This window comes from Motiliproteus coralliicola, from assembly GCF_003345655.1.
GTDB classification, from domain to species: domain Bacteria; phylum Pseudomonadota; class Gammaproteobacteria; order Pseudomonadales; family Balneatricaceae; genus Motiliproteus; species Motiliproteus coralliicola.
The window spans coordinates 555,942-575,065 of record NZ_QQOH01000003.1 but is presented as its reverse complement, the minus strand read 5'-3'; the positions used below and the strand labels follow the sequence as shown (position 1 = coordinate 575,065).

18 protein-coding genes are annotated in these 19,124 nt (G+C 58.4%); 4 read left to right on the top strand and 14 right to left on the bottom strand.

What is annotated here, in order from left to right; genetic code table 11:
• Window positions 1-11 precede the first annotated feature (11 nt).
• Window positions 12-1,622 (top strand): cation:proton antiporter, encoded by a 1,611-nt coding sequence (locus DV711_RS13510; RefSeq protein ID WP_114696226.1) that lies wholly within the window; start codon window positions 12-14, stop codon window positions 1,620-1,622.
• Between the two features lie 95 nt (window positions 1,623-1,717).
• On the opposite strand, the gene rpoD is transcribed toward DV711_RS13510, so the two are convergent.
• The 4 genes from rpoD to rpsU form a co-directional block, all read right to left on the bottom strand.
• Entirely contained in the window at window positions 1,718-3,529 is a 1,812-nt protein-coding gene (gene rpoD / locus DV711_RS13505; protein ID WP_114696225.1) for an RNA polymerase sigma factor RpoD, read from the bottom strand.
• A 107-nt stretch (window positions 3,530-3,636) separates the two neighbouring features.
• Window positions 3,637-5,517 carry a DNA primase gene (dnaG, locus tag DV711_RS13500; protein WP_114696224.1) on the bottom strand — a complete coding sequence of 627 codons (1,881 nt, stop codon included), beginning with the start codon at window positions 5,515-5,517 and terminating at the stop codon, window positions 3,637-3,639.
• 134 nt (window positions 5,518-5,651) lie between these two features.
• A complete protein-coding gene (locus tag DV711_RS13495; RefSeq protein ID WP_114696223.1) occupies window positions 5,652-6,104 on the bottom strand; it encodes a GatB/YqeY domain-containing protein in 453 nt (150 codons plus the stop codon).
• A 75-nt stretch (window positions 6,105-6,179) separates the two neighbouring features.
• Window positions 6,180-6,395, bottom strand: coding sequence for a 30S ribosomal protein S21 (rpsU, locus tag DV711_RS13490; RefSeq protein ID WP_114696222.1), 216 nt, complete (start codon window positions 6,393-6,395; stop codon window positions 6,180-6,182).
• 222 nt (window positions 6,396-6,617) lie between these two features.
• Here rpsU and tsaD point away from each other — a divergent pair, with 222 nt between their 5' ends.
• Complete coding sequence (tsaD, locus tag DV711_RS13485) at window positions 6,618-7,646, top strand: tRNA (adenosine(37)-N6)-threonylcarbamoyltransferase complex transferase subunit TsaD (RefSeq protein ID WP_114696221.1); 1,029 nt, start codon at window positions 6,618-6,620, stop codon at window positions 7,644-7,646.
• Between the two features lie 21 nt (window positions 7,647-7,667).
• Here the strand turns inward: tsaD and plsY are convergent, their stop codons facing one another.
• Window positions 7,668-8,258 carry a glycerol-3-phosphate 1-O-acyltransferase PlsY gene (plsY, locus tag DV711_RS13480; RefSeq protein ID WP_114696328.1) on the bottom strand — a complete coding sequence of 197 codons (591 nt, stop codon included), beginning with the start codon at window positions 8,256-8,258 and terminating at the stop codon, window positions 7,668-7,670.
• Between the two features lie 144 nt (window positions 8,259-8,402).
• Between plsY and folB the strand changes: the two genes are divergently transcribed.
• Both folB and folK read left to right on the top strand, forming a co-directional pair.
• Complete coding sequence (gene folB, locus DV711_RS13475; protein WP_114696220.1) at window positions 8,403-8,762, top strand: dihydroneopterin aldolase; 360 nt, start codon at window positions 8,403-8,405, stop codon at window positions 8,760-8,762.
• Window positions 8,759-9,307, top strand: a complete 549-nt coding sequence (gene folK, locus DV711_RS13470) for a 2-amino-4-hydroxy-6-hydroxymethyldihydropteridine diphosphokinase (protein ID WP_114696219.1) — start codon at window positions 8,759-8,761, stop codon at window positions 9,305-9,307. The genes folB and folK overlap by 4 nt, the downstream gene beginning before the upstream one ends.
• Window positions 9,308-9,346: 39 nt before the next feature.
• Here folK and DV711_RS13465 read toward each other — a convergent pair whose 3' ends face one another.
• From DV711_RS13465 to DV711_RS13425, 9 genes are read right to left on the bottom strand one after another with little or no spacing between them, the layout of a single operon-like run.
• The gene (locus DV711_RS13465; protein ID WP_114696218.1) at window positions 9,347-10,111 is read right to left on the bottom strand and encodes a pteridine reductase; all 765 of its coding nucleotides are present in this window, start codon (window positions 10,109-10,111) and stop codon (window positions 9,347-9,349) included.
• Between the two features lie 7 nt (window positions 10,112-10,118).
• The gene (locus tag DV711_RS13460) at window positions 10,119-11,237 is read right to left on the bottom strand and encodes a tRNA nucleotidyltransferase/poly(A) polymerase-related protein (protein ID WP_114696217.1); all 1,119 of its coding nucleotides are present in this window, start codon (window positions 11,235-11,237) and stop codon (window positions 10,119-10,121) included.
• Entirely contained in the window at window positions 11,237-11,569 is a 333-nt protein-coding gene (gene glpE, locus DV711_RS13455) for a thiosulfate sulfurtransferase GlpE (RefSeq protein ID WP_114696216.1), read from the bottom strand. The genes DV711_RS13460 and glpE overlap by 1 nt, the downstream gene beginning before the upstream one ends.
• A gap of 44 nt (window positions 11,570-11,613) precedes the next feature.
• Window positions 11,614-12,420 carry a symmetrical bis(5'-nucleosyl)-tetraphosphatase gene (locus DV711_RS13450; protein ID WP_114696215.1) on the bottom strand — a complete coding sequence of 269 codons (807 nt, stop codon included), beginning with the start codon at window positions 12,418-12,420 and terminating at the stop codon, window positions 11,614-11,616.
• A gap of 12 nt (window positions 12,421-12,432) precedes the next feature.
• Window positions 12,433-12,804 carry a Co2+/Mg2+ efflux protein ApaG gene (apaG, locus tag DV711_RS13445; RefSeq protein ID WP_114696214.1) on the bottom strand — a complete coding sequence of 124 codons (372 nt, stop codon included), beginning with the start codon at window positions 12,802-12,804 and terminating at the stop codon, window positions 12,433-12,435.
• On the bottom strand, window positions 12,797-13,639 hold the full coding sequence (gene rsmA / locus DV711_RS13440; protein ID WP_114696213.1) for a 16S rRNA (adenine(1518)-N(6)/adenine(1519)-N(6))-dimethyltransferase RsmA: 843 nt from the start codon (window positions 13,637-13,639) through the stop codon (window positions 12,797-12,799). Before rsmA ends, apaG begins: the two co-directional genes overlap by 8 nt.
• Window positions 13,640-13,689: 50 nt before the next feature.
• Window positions 13,690-14,709 (bottom strand): 4-hydroxythreonine-4-phosphate dehydrogenase PdxA, encoded by a 1,020-nt coding sequence (gene pdxA / locus DV711_RS13435; protein ID WP_114696212.1) that lies wholly within the window; start codon window positions 14,707-14,709, stop codon window positions 13,690-13,692.
• A gap of 7 nt (window positions 14,710-14,716) precedes the next feature.
• Complete coding sequence (locus DV711_RS13430) at window positions 14,717-16,021, bottom strand: peptidylprolyl isomerase (RefSeq protein ID WP_114696211.1); 1,305 nt, start codon at window positions 16,019-16,021, stop codon at window positions 14,717-14,719.
• Entirely contained in the window at window positions 16,005-19,055 is a 3,051-nt protein-coding gene (locus DV711_RS13425; protein WP_114696210.1) for an LPS-assembly protein LptD, read from the bottom strand. The genes DV711_RS13430 and DV711_RS13425 overlap by 17 nt, the downstream gene beginning before the upstream one ends.
• Window positions 19,056-19,124 lie beyond the last annotated feature (69 nt).

Genomic DNA, 19,124 nt, shown 5'->3' with positions numbered 1-19,124 from the left:
TGGTGTGCGTTATGGACAACTTAATATTTCTAATCGTGATCACTGCGGCTCTATCGTTGCTGCTGAATGTGTTGCTCAAGCGCTGGCAGGTCGAATCGGTGATCGGCTATATCCTCACCGGTATGCTGGTGGGCTATGCCTTCGACCTCAGCCATAACAGCAGTCTGGGGTTGATCGCCGAGTTCGGCATCGTGTTTTTGATGTTTACCATCGGGCTGGAGTTCTCGCCTAAGAAGCTGCGCCGGATGAAACGGGAGGTGTTCGTTTACGGCCCGTTGCAGCTGGGGGTGACGGCGACATTGTTCTTCCTGCTGGGGGAGTGGTTGTTCGAGCTACCCTGGACGGTGAATTTGATTGTCAGTCTGTCGTTGTCGCTGTCGTCGACCGCTATCGTATTGAATCTGCTGACCAAGTACCGCAAATCCGGCAGCCAGTACGGGCGCAATTCGGTTGGGGTGCTGCTGTTCCAGGACATCGCGGTCATTCCAATCCTGCTGCTCGTATCGATTCTGGCCAACGATCACCAGGACATTACTCAGGTGCTGACCACCACGGTGATCGATGCGGTGGTGGTGTTTCTGATCCTGTTCCTGGGTGGTCGCTTCGTCACGCCCTACGTGATGGAACGGGTGGTTGGGACCCGATCTAATGAGCTGTTTGTCGGTACCCTGCTGCTGATGGTGGTGGGGGCGGCGCACCTGGCCCATGAACTGGGCTTCTCCTATTCGCTGGGGGCTTTCTTGGCCGGGATGGTGATCGCCGAGAGTGATTACAAGCATCAGGTTGAGGCCGACCTGTCGCCGTTCCGGGATCTACTGCTGGGACTGTTCTTTATCACCGTCGGGATGCAGGTGGATCCGCTGTTCGTGGTGGGCAAGTTGCCGCAGATTATCGGGGTGATGGTGGTGCTGCTGGCGGTGAAGGCCCTGGTGTTGCTGGTGCTGATGCGTGTGTTCAACAACACCAAGAACTCGGTCAAAACCGCCTTGCTGCTGGCCCAGAGTGGTGAATTCTCGTTTGTGGTGTTCGAGACCGCTCAGGCCAATAATCTGTTTATGGATCCGCAGTTGGGGCAGACGTTGATCATGGCGATCGTGATGACCATGATGCTGACCCCGTTCGTGTTCCGTTATCTGGACCGTATCACCGAAAAGCTGGTGCCTGCCGCTATTGCCAACGAAGAGCCGGATGAGGCGGTTGATGAAACGGTGCAGGACCATGTGGTGGTGCTCGGCTACGGCAAGCTGGGTGGTCGCGTCGGTGCGCTGTTGCAGGCGCGGGAGATTCCGTACAAGGCGGTGGAGTTCGATGCGGCGAACTTCCGCCAGGCCCGCAAGCGTGGTGAGCCGGTCTACTACGGCAATGCAGGACGGCGCCAGTTGCTGGAGCAGATGCACCTGACCCAGGCGCGGGCGGTGGTGATTGCGATGAGCAACCAAACTCGGATTTCGCTGGTGGCGCAGTCGGTCCGCTCTTTGGCGCCGACCGTGCCGATTGCGGTCTGTGGCTCGGATCGGGACCATTGCGAAGAACTGGTGGAGATGGGGGTACTTGCGCCGATCAACATTCTTGATCAGGGGGCCGAGGCGTTGGTTCAGCAGATCGATACTGACTCCGGCTAGGCGTTGTTCGCTAAGGATCGGGCACAAAAAAACCGGGCTTGTCGATAAGGACAGTGCCCGGTTTTTTAATGGTGCGATCTATCTGTTGCTGAGGCTTACTCGTCCAGGAAGCCGCGCAGATGATCGGAGCGTGACGGATGGCGCAGCTTACGCAGGGCCTTGGCTTCGATCTGACGAATCCGCTCACGGGTTACGTCGAACTGCTTGCCGACCTCTTCAAGGGTGTGGTCGGTATTCATGTCGATACCGAAACGCATCCGCAGTACCTTGGCTTCGCGGCCGGTCAGGCCGGACAGTACATCACGGGTTGCTTCGCACAGACCTTCGGAGGTGGCGCTGTCGACCGGTGAGTGGACCGTGACGTCTTCGATAAAGTCGCCCAGGCTGGAATCCTCGTCGTCACCGATCGGGGTTTCCATCGAGATCGGCTCTTTGGCGATCTTCAGTACCTTGCGAACCTTGTCTTCGGGCATCTCCATCCGTTCAGCCAGTTCTTCCGGAGTCGCTTCACGACCCATCTCCTGTAGCATCTGACGGGAGATCCGGTTCAGCTTGTTGATCGTCTCGATCATATGCACTGGAATCCGGATGGTACGGGCCTGGTCGGCGATCGAGCGAGTGATCGCCTGACGGATCCACCAGGTGGCGTAGGTAGAGAACTTGTAACCGCGACGGTATTCGAACTTATCGACCGCCTTCATCAGGCCGATGTTGCCCTCCTGGATCAGGTCCAGGAACTGCAGACCACGGTTGGTGTACTTCTTGGCGATAGAGATAACCAGACGCAGGTTGGCCTCAACCATCTCTTTCTTGGCACGACGGGCACCGGCTTCGCCGATGGACATCCGACGGTTAACCTCTTTGATCTGAGTCAGGGTCAGGCCAGCACGCTCTTCCAGTTGCGCCAGCTTACGCTGGGAGCGCAGCAGTTCAACTTTGCTGGTGACCAGGCGCGGACCGCAGGGGCCGTCTTTGGCACAGATCTCTTCAACCCAGGCGTTGTTGAGTTCGTTGCCGGGGAAGCTCTTGATAAAGGTCTTACGGTCCATCTTGCCGCGACGGGTGCAGATGCGCATGATATTGCGCTCTTCGTAGCGAATCTGATCGACCACCGAGCGGACCGAGTCCACCAGAGAATCATACAGGCGCGGTACCAGTTTGATCGGCGCAAAGATTTCAGCCAGCTTGGCGACCTCTTTGTCGAACTCTTTGCTTTCGCGGCCGTGTTTCTCGATTGCCTTCTCAGTCTTCTCCCACTGCGCGGTCAGCTCGTCGAAGCGGCGCTTGACCTCTTCGGGATCGGGACCTTTCGGGCCTTCTTCCTCTTCGTCGTCATCGCTGTCGGAAGCCTGAGGAGCCGCCGGGGCCGGGGTGGGTACAGTATTTTCGTCTTCCGGGTCGATGAAGCCGTTCAGTACATCGGTGATGCGGCCTTCCTCTTCCTGGCTGGCCTCGTAAGACGCCAGTACTGTCGGAATAGCGCTCGGGTAGGAAGCCAGGGCCGACATCACGCCGCGCAGGCCTTCTTCGATCCGCTTGGCCAGGATGATCTCGCCTTCACGGGTCAGCAGCTCTACGGTGCCCATTTCGCGCATGTACATACGTACCGGGTCAGTAGTGCGACCGGCTTCGTTTTCGACCGCTGCCAGCGCCGCGGCAGCTTCTTCCGCCGCGCTATCGTCGGCGGAATCGCCTTCGGCGACCAGAATATCGTCAGCGTCCGGGGCAACTTCGGAAACGGAGATGCCCATGTCGTTGATCATCCGGATGATCTCTTCGACCTGATCCGGATCAGAGATATCCTCGGGCAGGTGGTCGTTGACCTCCGCAAAGGTCAGATAGCCCTGCTCTTTACCCCGTGCAATCAACTCTTTAAGTCGAGACTGCTGCTGAGACGTGTCTGCCATGGATGCCTATTCTCGGTTGGAGGGTTCAAAAAATAGCCGCATATTATATCGATGTTGCGGCGCAAATGCCACCAAGGCGGTGGTGTCTGGCGCTGTTTGTGGGTGGGTCAGCGGTGATTTCGGCGTTGCCCGGCCAAGAGTAGCTCGGTCAGGCGTTTTTTGTCCTTACTGCTCAGTTGTTGGTTCTGTTGTTTCTCTTTCAAGTAGTCTAGTTCGGCTTCGCGGGTTTGCCGCAGAAGCTGCTCCAGGCAACCGAGAAACTCCTGCTCGCGTTGTTCGCCGGACGATATCAGCAGCTCTTTGCTGGCCAGTTGTTTCAGTTGCGGCCCGTAGTCGCTGTCGCGCCACTGCAGCAGCAGGATGGCGGTGGGAATATTGGGGTCGTTGCGAAGCTGTTCGATCAGCGCTTTGAGGAGCCCCTGTTCGGTGTGCTGCAACGAGCCCAGGGCGTCGCTGGTTTCCAGGTCGACTTTCAGGGCCAGTTTCGGGTTGTGTAGTAGCAACTGCAGTGCCCGGGCACCGTTTGAGGTGGTCGCCAGCGCTGCGGCCGGGCGGTGTCGGTTGGTGCGAGCCTTGAAGGATGATGGAGGCTCAGCGGGGCCGGCATCGTAGTCACCGTAGCCGGGATCGTAATCGCTGTAATCCGGGGCTCGATGACTTGGGGCGCTATTTTGCGGGGCGGCGCTCGGCGGGCTCGGTTCGGCCTTGGGGGTGAAAAACTGGCGCTCCAGACCGCTGATCTCTGACAGCTGCTGGCGCATCAGTTGCTGGAAAACCTGGCCAGGGATCTTGTCGATCATCGGTACCGCCAGGGCGCTGAGTCGGGCGCGGCCTTCGCCGCTTTCCAGGTCCAGAGAGTCCGATAGGCTGTCGAACAGGAACTCTGACAACGGCAGGGCCTGATCGACCCGGCGGTTGAATGCCTCGGTGCCTTCGCTGCGGACCATGCTGTCCGGATCTTCGCCGTCGGGCAGGAACAGGAATTTGGCCTGACGGCCATCCTCCATCAGCGGCAGGGCGGTCTCCAAGGCGCGCTGGGCGGCTTGGCGGCCGGCGTTGTCGCCGTCAAAACAGAACACCACCTCCGGCATCAGCTTGAACAGGCGCTGCAGATGATTGGCGCTGGTGGCGGTGCCGAGGGTGGCAACGGCGTTGGTGATGCCGAACTGGGCCAGTGCCACCACATCCATATAACCCTCGACGATCAGTACGCGGTGGAGCTCACGGTTGGCTTGGCGTGCCTGATAAAGGCCGTAGAGCTCCTCGTGCTTCTTGAAAGTGTGGGTTTCCGGGGAGTTCAGGTATTTGGGTTTCTCGTCGGTCAGTACCCGACCACCAAAGGCGATGGTGCGGCCGCGCATATCGATGATCGGAAACATAATCCGGTCGCGGAAGCGGTCGTAGGTGCGCTTCTGCTCCGGTTTCATAATCAGCATGCCGGCGTCGTCGAGCTTGTTCTGCTGCTCGGTACCGATATGTTTGAGCAGGTTATCCCAGCCGGGCGGGGCGTAACCGATGCCGAAGCGTTTGGCGATGCTGCCGCTCAGGCCGCGTTGTTTGAGGTAATCGACCGCCTTGTCGCGCTCAGGGTGTTCGCGCAGTTGCTGCTGGTAGTAATCGCTGGCTTGTTGGAGCAGGGCGTAGCTTTGTTGGCGCTCTTTATCGGCGCGGTGTTGCGGTCCGTTGCTCTGGGCCGGTATCTCTAGGCCGTGACGCTTGGCCAGGGTTTCTACCGCTTCGCGAAACTCGAGGCGGTCGTATTCCATTACGAAGCCCAGCGCGTTGCCGCCGGCACCACAGCCGAAGCAGTAATAGAACTGTTTATCCGGGTTGACGCTGAAGGAGGGGGTTTTTTCCTGATGGAACGGGCATAGTCCGGAGTAGTTTTTGCCGGTGCGCTTGAGTTTTATCCGCTCCTCGACCACATCGACGATATCGGTTCGATGCAGCAGGTCGTCGATAAAATCTTGCGGTATCCGTCCGGCCATGGGGTTCTCGGGTGTCAGGAAAAACGTCCGGTCAGCCGTAACCCGATAAGGTTGGGTCTGTCGGGGACCGGTAGTCGGCCCAGATTATCAGCTCTGCGGCGATGAGGCAGTTGCTAACGACAGTCGCGGCAGGATCAGCTCAGTTTGGCTTTGATCTGCTTGCTGACGACGGCCATGTCGGCGCGGCCTTGAAGCTGAGGCTTCAAGCGGCCCATGACCTGGCCCATTTCGCGCATTGAACTGGCGCCGGTTTCGCTGATTGCTTGATCAATCAGCTGGTCAATCTCTTGGTCGGTTAGCTGGGCAGGAAGAAACTGTTTAATCACCTCCAGTTCTTTCTTCTCTACCTCAGATAGATCATCACGGCCGGCGGCGTCGAACTGGGCGATCGAGTCGTTGCGCTGTTTCTGCATCTTGTCCAGGACAGCGATAACTCGAGCGTCATCCAGTTCAATGCGCTCGTTAACTTCGACATCTTTGATGGCCGACAAAATGCCGCGCAACGTCTTCAGGCGATCCTTATCTTTGGCTCGCATGGCGTCTTTCTGAGCATTCTTTAGCTCGGATTTCAGGGCGCAGTCGGTCATGGCTACTATCTATATCTAGTTGTCGATGTTATTCCGTGGTTCAGGTACGTGCGGTACTAATCGGCTAGGCCGGGATTAGTACAGGCGAACGCGACGGTTGTTCTCGCGGGCAACCTTCTTGGCGTGACGCTTAACAGCGGCAGCAGCCTTGCGCTTACGTACAGAAGTCGGCTTCTCGTAGTGCTCGCGGCGACGTACTTCAGCCAGAATACCTGCCTTCTCGCAAGAACGCTTAAAACGACGCAGAGCGATATCAAACGGCTCGGTATCACGGACTTTTACACTTGGCATTGTCTTACCTTTGGTTAACGTTAATTTCGTTGATCGAAAAATGTGGTTTCAGGGCCGATAAAACAGAGCTTGCAGCCACAGAAACTGCCCCCGAAAATTTCAGGGGCGCACATTCTAATTCTTCCTCAAAGGTATTGTAAACCCTGGCGGGGGATTTTGATGGCATCGTCCCGTTGGACTGGTATCATGCGCCGAAACTGCCGACCTGCTAGAGAACTTCAGATGCGTGTATTGGGAATAGAGACCTCCTGCGATGAAACCGGTGTTGCCCTGTATGACAGTGAGCAGGGCTTGTTGGCCGATGCGCTCTACAGTCAGGTGGCGATGCATGCCGAATACGGCGGCGTGGTGCCCGAGCTGGCGTCTCGAGACCATATTCTGAAGCTGATCCCGTTGATTCGTCAGGTGCTGAGCGAGGCCGACTGTGATGTTGAGGGGATTGATGCGATCGCTTACACGGCCGGTCCCGGTCTGATCGGTGCGTTGATGACCGGCGCCTCGCTGGCGACCTCGTTGGCGATGGCTTGGGAAAAGCCGGTATTGGGCGTGCATCATATGGAAGGCCATCTGCTAGCGCCGATGTTGGAAGCCGAACCGCCTGAGTTTCCTTTCCTAGCGCTGCTGGTTTCCGGTGGTCATACCCAGCTGTTTGAAGTGAAAGGGCTGGGTCAGTATCAGCTGTTGGGCGAGTCCCTCGACGATGCGGCCGGGGAAGCGTTCGACAAAGCAGCCAAAATGCTGGGATTGGATTATCCGGGCGGACCGTTGATCGCCAAGCGCGCCGAGAAAGGGACTCCGGGACGGTTCCGGTTCCCGCGACCGATGACCGATCGGCCCGGGCTGGATCTAAGCTTCAGCGGTTTGAAAACGTTTACGTTGAACACATCGGACAAGCTGCGTGATGAATCGGGTGCGCTGGCCGAGCAGGATATCGATGATATCGCCCTGGCGTTCCAGGAAGCGGTGATCGATACCCTGACGATCAAGTGTCGCCGGGCGCTGGAGCAAACCGGGTTGAAGACCTTGGTGATCGCCGGTGGGGTCAGCGCCAATTCGATGTTGCGTGAGCGCCTGGGGGCGATGGCAATAAAGCGCGGCGCCGAGCTGTTCTATGCCCGGCCGCAGTTTTGTACCGACAACGGAGCCATGATCGCCTATGCCGGTTGTCAGCGTTTGCTGGCAGGGCAGCGCAGCGGTAACAAGATTGAAGCCCGGCCTCGCTGGCCGATGGTCGAGCTGGCTCCGGTCTGAGGTTGAACGGATCGGTAGAGCTCAGAGCCGTTGCTCGTTGCCGGCGACCAGTCGACGGATGTTGTTGCGGTGGCTGATGATCAGCAGCAGGGACATCAGGCCGAGTACCGGTAGCAGCTCGGAGAGTTGCCAGTAGCAGATTACAGGGGTGGCCAGCGCACAGGTTATCGAAGCGACCGATGCGCGCCGGAAAGCCAGCATGGTAACCAGCCACAGGCTGATCTGACTGAGTGCGAGCAGTGGATCGATACTGAGGCAGGCCCCCAGATAGGTCGCAACGCCCTTGCCGCCGCGGAACCGAAAGAAGATGGGCAGCATATGCCCGACCATGGCTGCTAAACCGCACAGGGCCGCTTCCAGAGAGCTGAGCCCGAGTTTCAGGGCCAACCAGACGGGCAGGGCGCCCTTGAGCAGGTCGGTAATAAAGGTGATAACGGCGGCATTTTTGGAACTGGTTCGCCAGACATTGGTGGCGCCGGGATTGCCCGAACCCAGGGTTCGCGGATCTTCGTAACCCAGGGCACGGCAAATCAGCACCGCGCTGGAGATAGATCCCAGTAGGTAGGCGCCGATAACAAGCAGGGCGATGGTTAGATTGAGCTCAAACGCCATGGAGCTGTGCCAAGTCTGATTAATGGGCCAACAATTGCTGCTGTGCAGCATGCAGGCTGATAATGCATTAGTAGCAGAACTGTTCGATGATGTAAAAGCGGCCAAAGTCGGTCCCGATCATTCAGTCTGCCCGAGGAGATCTTAATGGACATTGTTTATATCAAGGAACTGGAAGTGGAAACGGTCATCGGCATCTACGATTGGGAGCGTAAGATCCGTCAGCGGGTCAGTCTCGATCTGGAGATGGCAACCGATATCCGTCGAGCCGCCAATACCGAAGATATCGACAACACCATCAGCTATAAGACCGTCAGTAAGCGCTTGATCGCCTTTATCGAGCAGAGTGAATTCCTGCTGGTCGAAACCATGGCCGAAGAGATCGCTGAGATCGTGTTGAGCGAATTTCCCACTCCGTGGATCCGGCTGCGACTGGGCAAGCCGGGTGCGGTCCGTGGTGCCAAGGATGTCGGAGTGATCATCGAGCGTGGAGAAAAGCCGGCATGAGCCAGGCGTTTTTAAGCATCGGTAGCAATATCGAGCGCCAGCGTTACATCAGTGCTTGCCTGGATGCCCTGCAGCAGCATTTTGGAGAGCTATTGATCTCCAGCGTGTACGAAAGCGAAGCGGTGGGGTTTGACGGCGATCCATTTTACAACCTGGTGGTGGGTATCGAGACCGAGCTGGAGCTGCCGCAGCTGTTCAGCCGGTTGCGCCAGATCGAACATGACAACGACCGCTGTCGCAATGCAATCAAGTTCAGCGCCCGGACGCTGGATATCGATATCCTGACCTACGACGACTTTGTCGGTGAATTTCGGCTGGAAGATGGCAGTGGCGGCGAGCTGCCGCGGGACGAAATCCTAACCAATGCCTTTGTACTGCAGCCGTTGGCTGAGATTGCCCCTGAGCACTTACATCCAGTATCCCAGCGCAGCTACGGCGATATTTGGCAGGACTACGACAGCCACCAACAGAAGGATGCGAAAAAACGCCAGCGACTCTGGACGGTGCCGTTTGAATGGCAAGGCCAGCAGCTTCAGCGTAACTGAGGCTGGTTTACTAAAATAGCGGCTTCAGTCGGGTCGGAATCAGCAGACCGACTTGCCGCCGTCGACCGCCAGGATCTGGCCGGTGATAAAGTTCTGCCCGGCCAGAAACAGCACCGCGTCGGCAATGTCATCGGGGCAGCCGTAACGACCCAGCAGGGTGCTGTCGAGCGCTTTCTGTTCCGCTTCCTTATCCCGTTTGGCGGCGCCTTCCGGCGGCAGTATCGGTCCGGGGGCAACGCCGTTGACGCGTACCTTGGGTGCCAGCTCCTTGGCCAGTGACTGGGTCAGCATTGTCAGCCCGGCCTTGGCGACCGAATAGACCGGAAACCCCTTCAGCGGCCGCTGAGCATGGACATCAACGATATTTACGATCGCCCCCTGACGCTGTTGCAGCTCGTCGGCCAAGGCCTGCGATAGCCACAGCGGAGCCTGCAGGTTGGATCCGATCAGGTCGTCCCATTGGGCTTGGTCAGCCTGCGCCAGCGGGGTGGGGTAGAAGGTTGAGGCGTTGTTGACCAGCAGGTCGAGCCGTTGCCAGTAATCCCGTGCCCGGTTGGCCAGTTGGCGTACTTGCTCTGCATTGTTCAGGTCGGCGCTCAGACAGCAAGCGCTGGCCGGCTCGATACGATTGAGCTCGGCCACCAGCAGCTCGGCTTCAGCTTGAGAACGATTGTAGTGAACCGCCACCCGATAGCCGGCGCCGTGCAGTCGACGGGCCAAGCAGGCGCCGACCCGCCTGGCCGCACCGGTTACCAGCGCGACGGGGCTGTCAAAACCAGGTTTGATCGGAGTGGAGTTATCCATTGGGCTTTTACTCCTGGTTATCAGTCGGGTCAGCCAGTCGCTGCTGCAGCCATTCTTGGCGTCGGCGTTGCAGCTCCTCACCGAGTGCAGCGCCCTTGAATCCCTGTTGAACCAACTGCCGTGGCTGGATCCGGTTGATGCCGTCAACGAACCCAGGAAGCTGGCGGCAACGCTCCAGTGATTCGGGCTGTGCCTCAAAGATCAGTTCACAGGCCTGGGTAAAAGGCAACAAGCGCTCCGGGCGGCGGGATAGATCCAGACCTTGGTACAGAGCCATCATCCTGTCGGCCGTCAGCGGTTGCTGCAACAGCGCGTGAAAGCGCTGTAGCAGCTGCGCGCCCTGTTGAAAACGCTTAGGGGTTTTGAGGCGCTGTTGCAGTTGTGCGAGTGCATTCTCTTCGGCAATCTGGTGGCATAGCAACGCCCAGCGAACTTCGTCGTCGAGTTCTTTGGCGGCGGCTTGCTGTAGCAGTCGGCTCAACGATTGGTTGAGGTCCAGCTCCGGCATCAACTGGCGTAGCGCGCCGCATTGCTGCAGGCTGATAAAGAACTGTTGCGGCGAGATTTCACCGAGGGCGCGTTCGGTCTCCTTCCAGACCCGCTCGCTGGACAGGGCTTGAAGCTCCTCCTGGGTGCTGAGCTGGGCCATCAGCTTCAGGGTCTCGGTGGCGATATGGAAACCGAGCCGATGAAAACGGGCTTGAAACCGGGCCGTGCGAAGTACCCGCAGCGGATCTTCGGCAAAGGCCGCAGAGACATGGCGCAGGCATCGCTGGGCCAAATCCTGCTGGCCGCCGTAGGGGTCGATCAACCGACCCTGCTGATCCTCGGCCATCGCGTTGATGGTCAGGTCGCGGCGTAGCAGGTCCTGCTCCAGGGTGACATCGGGGGCGGCGTGAAACTGGAAGCCACCATAGCCATGGCCGGTTTTGCGCTCGGTCCTGGCCAGGGCGTACTCTTCGTGGGTCTGGGGGTGCAGAAAGACCGGAAAGTCCTTGCCCACCGGCACAAAGCCGTCTGCCAACATCTGTTCGGCGCTAGCGCCGACCACGACCCAGTCACGGTCGTAGACCTCGATGCCGAGCAGGCGGTCACGTACGGCGCCGCCGACCAGGTAGGTCTGCATCAGCTCGGATCCGATGCCGGTTGGCAGTGTTGCGGAAATTGCTGTTGCCAGCCTTCGAAACCACCGGCCAGGCTATAAACCTCTTCGAAGCCGCGACTGATCAGAAACTGGGCCGCCGACTGGCTGCTCAGGCCGTGGTAGCAGTAGACCACCAGCGGCAGATCCAGATCGGACTCTTCGACAAACTGCTGCAGGTTGCTGTTGCCCAGATGGACCGCGCCGGGTATGTGGGCGCGGGAAAAACTCTCAGGATCTCGGATATCGGCCAGGGCGGCACCTTGGTCGATCAGGGCCTTGGCCCGTTGGGCGTCGATCTGTTCGAATTCGGTCATGCGATGACTCCTGCGCAGTGGTTGAAGGGTGGCAGCCGCTTAGCTCAGGCGTAACCGGGGCTGGCGACTTGAAACAGGCATTGATCCTGTAGTCGTAGCGCGGTCAGCTGGCCGCCCCAGACACAGCCGGTGTCCAGGGCATGAAAACCGTCGCGACCGGCGCGTCCTTCCAATGAGGCCCAATGACCGAACAGCAGTTGCTGGTCGGCACAACGATGGTTATCAAAGCTGAACCAGGGAGCGAAGCCCTCCGGTGGATTGGTCGGCCCCGTCTTGGTGGCCAGCTCGAGAGTGCCGTCGGCGCTGCAAAAGCGCATCCGGGTCAGGTAGTTGGTTATCAGCCGATGGCGGGCGTGGCCTTCCAAAGACGGATCCCAGCGCTCAGGGCTGTTACCGTACATGTTGGCAAAGAACTCCGCGGCGTTGGGGCCTTGCAGTACCTCCTCCATCTCCGCGGCACAGGCGGCAGCGGTGTCCGGATCCCAGATTGGGGGGATGCCAGCATGGACCATCATGTAGCCTTGATCGTGGTGCAGCAAGGGGAGGTGGCGCAGCCACTCCATCAGCTCGAGCCGGTCCGGTGCGGCAAGAATCTCATCGAAGGTATCTTTGCGGCCGACGCTTTTCTTGTCGTGGGCGACCGCCAGAAGGTGTAGGTCATGGTTACCCAGCACGGTGCAGGCCTGGGCTCCGAGTGACTTGATAAAGCGAAGGGTTTCCAGTGACTTGGGACCGCGATTGACCAGGTCGCCGGTGAGCCAGAGCTGGTCCGAGTCTGTAAAACCGACCTGCTCAAGGAGCTGGAGCAGTTCATCCAGGCAGCCCTGAAGATCGCCGACGGCATAGATCATCGCATCGTCCTTTTAGTGCAGTGCGTGGGGTAGCGCCAGGGTGAAGGCGTCGATCGGGGCCTGGAACTGTTCGCCCGAGGCGTTTTGCATCACGTAGTAGCCTTCCATGATTCCCACTTCGGACGGCAATACGGTGCCGCTGGTGTAGCTGTAGCTATCGCCGGGTTCGATCTCGGGCTGCTCGCCAACCACACCCTGGCCTTCGACCTCCTGCACATGCTGGTCGCCGTCGGTGATGCGCCAGTAGCGGCTCAATAGTTTGACCGGTTCGCCGCCGTTGTTGCTGATGGTGATGTGGTAGGCGAACACAAAGCGCTGGTTGTCCGGATCGGACTGATGGTCGAGGTAGTCGGTCTTGACGTCGATACTGATCGGCTCACTCATGGGTATTCTCCGACTCGGATTGGGACTGCTGCTGCAGGTATAGACTGTAGCGGTTGGCCAGGGTTACAAACTCTGGCAACGAGATCCGTTCAGGGCGGATGCCGGGATCGATGCCGACCTCTTCGATCAGTTCAACCGGCAGCAGTTGCTTCAGATTGTTGCGCAGGGTCTTGCGGCGTTGAGTAAAGGCGGTACGGACCAGGGTCTCAAAATCCTTGGGATTGTCGGCCAGGTGCGGCGGGGTCGGATAGGGCTTGAGTTTGACGATCGCCGAATCGACCTTGGGTTTGGGGTGGAAGGCCTCTGGGCCGACCAAAAACAGGTTCGAGACCTCGCAGTAGTACTGCGCCATGATGCTCAAGCGGCCGTAGGCGCTGTCACCGGGGTGTGCCGCCAGCCGTTCGACCACCTCTTTTTGCAGCATGAAATACATATCTTCGATCAACCCGCTGTGGCTGAGCAGATGGAAGATCAGCGGTGTGGAGATGTTGTAGGGCAGGTTGCCGACGACCCGCAGCGGGCGTTCGTCGTTCGCCAGCTGGGCAAAATCGAATTTCAGTGCATCGGCTTCATGAATGCGGAAATTCTGCTCATAGCGGAAGAACTGGGTGCGCAGAATCGGAATCAGGTCACGGTCCAGCTCCACCACATCGAGTTCTCCGGCTGCAGCCAGTAGCTCCTCGGTGAGGGCGCCCAATCCCGGGCCGATCTCGACCAGGTGCTGGCCTGGTTTGGGGTGAATGGCACGGATAATCCGGCGGATGATACCGGGGTTCTGGAGAAAGTTCTGACCGAAACGCTTACGCGCCTGATGGCCGAGCGAGCTCTGCTTCATGGGTTTCCTGTCTGGGCGCGGGCATGATCGCGCTTTTGCGTGGCTTTTGGCTACGGTTGTTTGTTGTGGCGTTGGGCGCTATTCGCACGAGCCTCAACCATTTGGGCTGCACAATGGATGGCGGTAACCAGGCTACCGCTGTCGGCCTGGCCGCTACCGGTCAGGTCCAAAGCCGTGCCATGGTCGACGGAGGTGCGGATGATCGGCATCCCTAGGGTAATATTAACCGCTTTTCCGAAGCCTTTGTGCTTTAGAACCGGCAATCCCTGGTCATGATACATCGCCAGCACTGCATCGGCGTCGGCCAGGTGATGCTCGCAAAACAGCGTATCAGCCGGTAGCGGGCCGATCAGGTTCAACCCTTCAGCGTTGAGGCGGGCCAGGGTGGGCTCGATGATCTGCTGTTCTTCCAGCCCCAGGTGACCGCCTTCACCGGCGTGCGGATTGAGGCCGCAGACCAGAATCCGTGGCCTGGGCAGGCCGAATTTGGTGCGCAGGTCGTGATCGAGAATCCGACTGACCTGGGTAATTCGCTCGGGTGTGATGGCTGCCGGAACCTGGCTCAGTGGCAGGTGCGTCGTCACCAATGCGACCCGCAGCCCTTCGGTGGCCAACATCATCACCACTTGTTCAGAGCCGGTACGTTCCATCAGAAACTCGGTATGGCCGCTAAAGGCCGTGCCTGCGTCGTTAATGACGCCCTTGTGTACCGGAGCCGTTATCAGCGCATCGAATTGACCGTTCAAACAACCGTCGGTGGCGATGCGTAAGCTTTGCAGCACGTAATCGGCATTGGCGGTATTGAGTTGTCCGGCCACACAGGCCTCGGCCAGTGGTAGATCCAAGACCCAGAGTTCACCGGCTTGACTCGGTCGTGGTGCCTGATCGGCTTCAAAGGGACGCAGCTGCAGACCGAGCTTCAGGATGTCGGCACGTTGGCGCAATAGTTCAGCGTTACCAATCACTACCAGTTGGTGGGGCTGAGGCTGTTGCGCCAGCTGGACACAGAGATCCGGGCCGATGCCGGCAGGTTCTCCCGGTGTCAGGGCGAGTCGAAAGCAGGGCGACATAGGATGATTACAGCTTTGTCTCGATATACGCCTGGGCGTGGATTTCACGTAGCCAGTTCGACAGTCCTTCGCTGTACTTCCGCTTGCGCAGGGTCTGATAAGCTTCGTTCTCGATCATCTGTTTGCCGAAATCCTGCTGGCGGCGATTGGTTACCTGCAGAATATGCCAGCCGAACTGGCTCTGGAACGGCGGGCTGATCTCACCGGTGGCGGTTGCGTGCATGGTGGATTCGAACTCTGGTACCATCTGGCCATCCATCACCCAGCCCAGGTCCCCACCCTTGCTGCCGCTGCCAGGGTCGTCACTGAACTGCTTGGCTAGAATGGCAAAGTCCTCGCCGCGATTTAGACGACGGAACAGCTCCTGAATCTGCAATTCCGACTCTTCGGCGGAGCGGATCTGGTTGGGTTTGATCAGGATGTGGCGCACTTGGGCCTGGTCGATCATCTGTTTCTGGCCGCCGCGCTTGTTATTGATCTTTAGAATATGGAACCCGCCACCGACCCGGAACGGTTCGGTCATCTCGCCCTTGTCCAGAGAGGCTAGGGCTTCAGCAGCAGCTTCGGGTAGCTCGGAAGGCTTGCGCCAGCCGATCTCACCGCCCTTGAGGGCTTCGGGGCTTTTCGACACGGCAATCGCCATCTGGCCGAAGTCTTCGCCGTTGAGAAGCTGCTGGTAGACTTCGCGCGCATGACGGGTGGCGGCAATCAACTGCTCGCTGGTGGCGCCATTGGGTACCGGGATCATGATATGGCTAAGGTTCAGCTGGACTTCGGCGCTCTTCTGCCCTTGTTCGGAGGCGAGGAAGTTTTTCACCTCCTGTTCGGTGACCTGGACCCGTTGGTTGACCACGCGCTCCTGAACTCGGGCCAGCAACATCTCGGTACGGATCTGTTCACGTACTTCCAGATAGTTCTGCCCCTCCTGCTCCAGCTGGGCCTTAAATTCAGGCAACGTCAGACCGTTGCTTTCGGCAATCCGGTCGAGGGTGCCGTTGAGCTCGGCATCTGATACAACGATGCCTCTCTCGGCGGCCTTCTGCATCTGGATCCGTTCGATGATCATCTTTGACAGCACCTGACGGATAAAGGTGTTGTTATCGGGCAGGCGGGTGTTTCGTTTGGCGACTTGTTGCCGAATGATATCGCTGCGACGCTGCAGCTCGGTTTCGAGAATAATGTCGTCTTCAACGATGGCGACGACCCGGTCCAGAGGGGTTTCTGCCCCCACGGCCACGGTGGTGGTGCTCAGCAGGCCGAACAATAGCCCCGGCACTAGGCCGCGGATCAAGCTGTTAATTGGTTTCATCATGGTCGCTACGCTCTTCAAAACCGGTGATCTCTTTCAAGAAACTTCTTGCCTTGGTACCGCTGTCGCCAACCGCGCGGGTACCGATGCCCCCCAATCCTTTGAGTTCAAATTGCAGGAAAATTCCATCTTTGCGTCGATCGGTGCTGTCTGAGGTGATCCATTCGCGGTAGATGGTGCGGATCTGCCAGCAGCAGTTTTCGTACTCAAAGCCGAGGATGGTATCGATGGCATCCTTGGCTTCCCAGTCATGCTGCCAGCGGCCGAGCACACTCCACTGCGGATTCAGCGGCCAGATCCATGACAGGTCGGTCTGCTCAACTGAGTCCCGGGTAAAACGGTAGCCAAGGTTGATTACATGGTCGATATCGGATTGGTAGGTCAACTTGAAGTTGCGTACCAGGTTCTGGCGGGCATCTCGGTCCCACTCGGCATCGGCACGCAGACGCAGTTGGCGGGTGAAGTTGACGGTGGCTTCGGCGGCCAGGTTGGAGGTTCGATCGGTCAGAATCCCGGAACTATTGTCTAGGCGAACTTTTCGATCCTTGAAATAGTGGATCTGGCCGATGCTGGCGTTTGCCAGTTCGCGGCCATCGTTGTCCAGTAGCCGGCTAGTCAGGCCCAGGGTGGCCTGGCGGGTATCGCCGATACGGTCGTAGCCGCTGAAGCGGTTGTCGCGGAACAGCTGATTGAATCCGAAGGTTAGCTCGGAGGAGTCGAACGTTGGTAGTTCGCTCTGGTCCTCAAACGGAACTTCCAGCAGATACAGCCGGGGTTCCAGAGTCTGGGTGTATTGCTGCTCGGCGAAATCGAAGTAGCGATCGAAATAGAGCCCACTATCGAGGCTCAACAGGGGAATGGTCCGTACCGGGCTGCTATCAAAACCGCTGGGTTGGTCGTTGAGGCTGTACTGGGTCTGGGTCAGGCGAACCTTGGGTTTGATATAACCCCATGAGCGCTCGAAGGGGATACTGGCACTGGTTTCCAGGTGTAGACGTCCACCACGAGTTCGATCGATGCCGGAAAAGCCACTGGGATCCCGATCAAAGTGGGTGAAATCGGCCAAATAGTCCAGCTGTAGCCAGTCGGACTCTAGTTCCGGATTGCCCTTGACCCGCAGCGACGGCAGTTTTTGATAGGGCCTGTCGGCGGCATCATCGATGGTTTGATAGTCGCGTACCTCGGCGGCAAAGCTGAATCCGCGGACGTTGTAGTTCAACTGGGCCTTCTGCAGCAGGTGGGACTCTTCATTCAAGTCTAGGTTGGTGCCCAGGTCGTCAAAGTAATCCTGGTCGCTGACCGAAGTGTAATCGACCGACGTGCTCCAGTTACTGGCTGGTGAGCCTTTGTGTTCGAAGCCCAGAATCCAACGCTCTTCGTCGTTTCGTTCTTTATCCTCGGCCATGTAAGCAAACGACAGCACATTCATACCGTAGCGGTTCAGATAACGGAATTCGTTTTCCAGCAGCTGACCGCGCTTGTTGATCCAGCGCAGCGTCAGGGTGTCATCGTAGTTCGGTGCAAGGTTGAAATAGTACGGCTGGGCGTAATCGAAGCCGTTGTCGCTGGTTAGCGCGAAACTGGGGAACAGCAGCCCCGACATTCGGCGATCATCGATCGGGAATGACATATAGGGGACGTACAGTGCCGGTACATCGTTGAATCTGAGGGTGGCATGGGTTACTTCGCCGAGCCCCTCCTGCTGATGTAGCACGATCTCGCTGCCGTTGATGCTCCAGGAGTTGTTGCCGGGCTCACAACGGGTATAACTGCCCTGTTCGATAATCAGCTCGTTATCACCTGCGCGGGTGATCCGTTCGGCACTGCCGCGCAGGTGGCGGCCGTGGAATACGAACTGGGCCTGCTGCAAGACGGCGCGATTGTTCTGAATGTCGATATCGGCCTGCTCGCCCAGCAGTAGCACCCCAGGCTCGCGGAACTGTACCATGCCGGTTAGCTCGGCGGTCTCGCTTTGGTGGTCGATTCGGGCGTTTTGCGCACGGGCCTGGCGGTTGCCTTTGCGAAGGTAGATATTGCCGCTCAGCTCGGTGTTGCTGTTACCCAGCGTACGGCTATTGTCGGCCTGCACATAGATCGGTTGCTGATCGTCTACCAACAACGCATCTTCGAAGTTAAAGCTCGGCTCGATATAGCTTCCTGCACAGTGGCTTAGTGGTGAAACCCCGGTCGGATTCGGGTACCAGTCCAGAAAGGCATAGGGGGCATCGGCGTAGAGTTGTTCCTGCAGCTTTTCCCCGTCAGGTCTGGAAGCTACCCGGCCCTGATCCAGCCACTGCTGGCGGGCCTGTTGTTGGGTCTCAATCACCGAGGCCGCGGTGGCATAGGTTTCCGGGTACTGTTGTCGGTAGCGGTTATCCTCTGTGCGGACCTCGGTTGAAACCTTGCGAGTGGAGCCGTTTGAACGCTTATTGGTGGACTTCTTGCTGCCCTGGCGACATGCCCAGCTTCCCTCAACCGCACGACATGCCCACGCGGTATTGGGCAGCGGTGGGTTGGCGACGGCCTGTTGGTCGCGGGTATGGATCGAAACTGTATCCGGCGAGGAGGACGAAGCACTGGTCTCGCTTACCTTAGGGGTTTCGACTTTGGGGCTCAGCTCGATCTCGGAGCTGGAAACGCTATCAACCCTAGCTTCGGCGGCAGGCTGCGATCTGGGCTTTGGCTCAGTCTGGATGACGGCAGGGGATTCGGTTTGGGCTTTGGCTTCAACGGCAGGTGCTGCAGCGGGAGCTGCTACGGACTCAATCTCAGCTTCACTGTTAACCGGCGAGCTGGTTTTTTGCTCGTTCAGGGTTTCGTTTGAACCCTGTTTGCTCGAGGATGATTGGGTTGCAGATTCCGAGGCGGCGTCTTTTCGACGACAATCCCAGTGCCCATCGATAGTTCGGCAGTCCCAGACGATGTTGGTCGATGGTTCGATCGATGATGCATCGACTGCCAAAGACGCAGTGGCGGGGCTGAACAAGGTTAGACCGAGCAATAATTTACGCACTTGAAGGTCTGGTTGGGTGGGCATGGGGTTGGTGTCGGCTCCGTCAACAACATAGCGACCGAGGCCCACAAGCCCCTGTCAGAAGGTATTGGA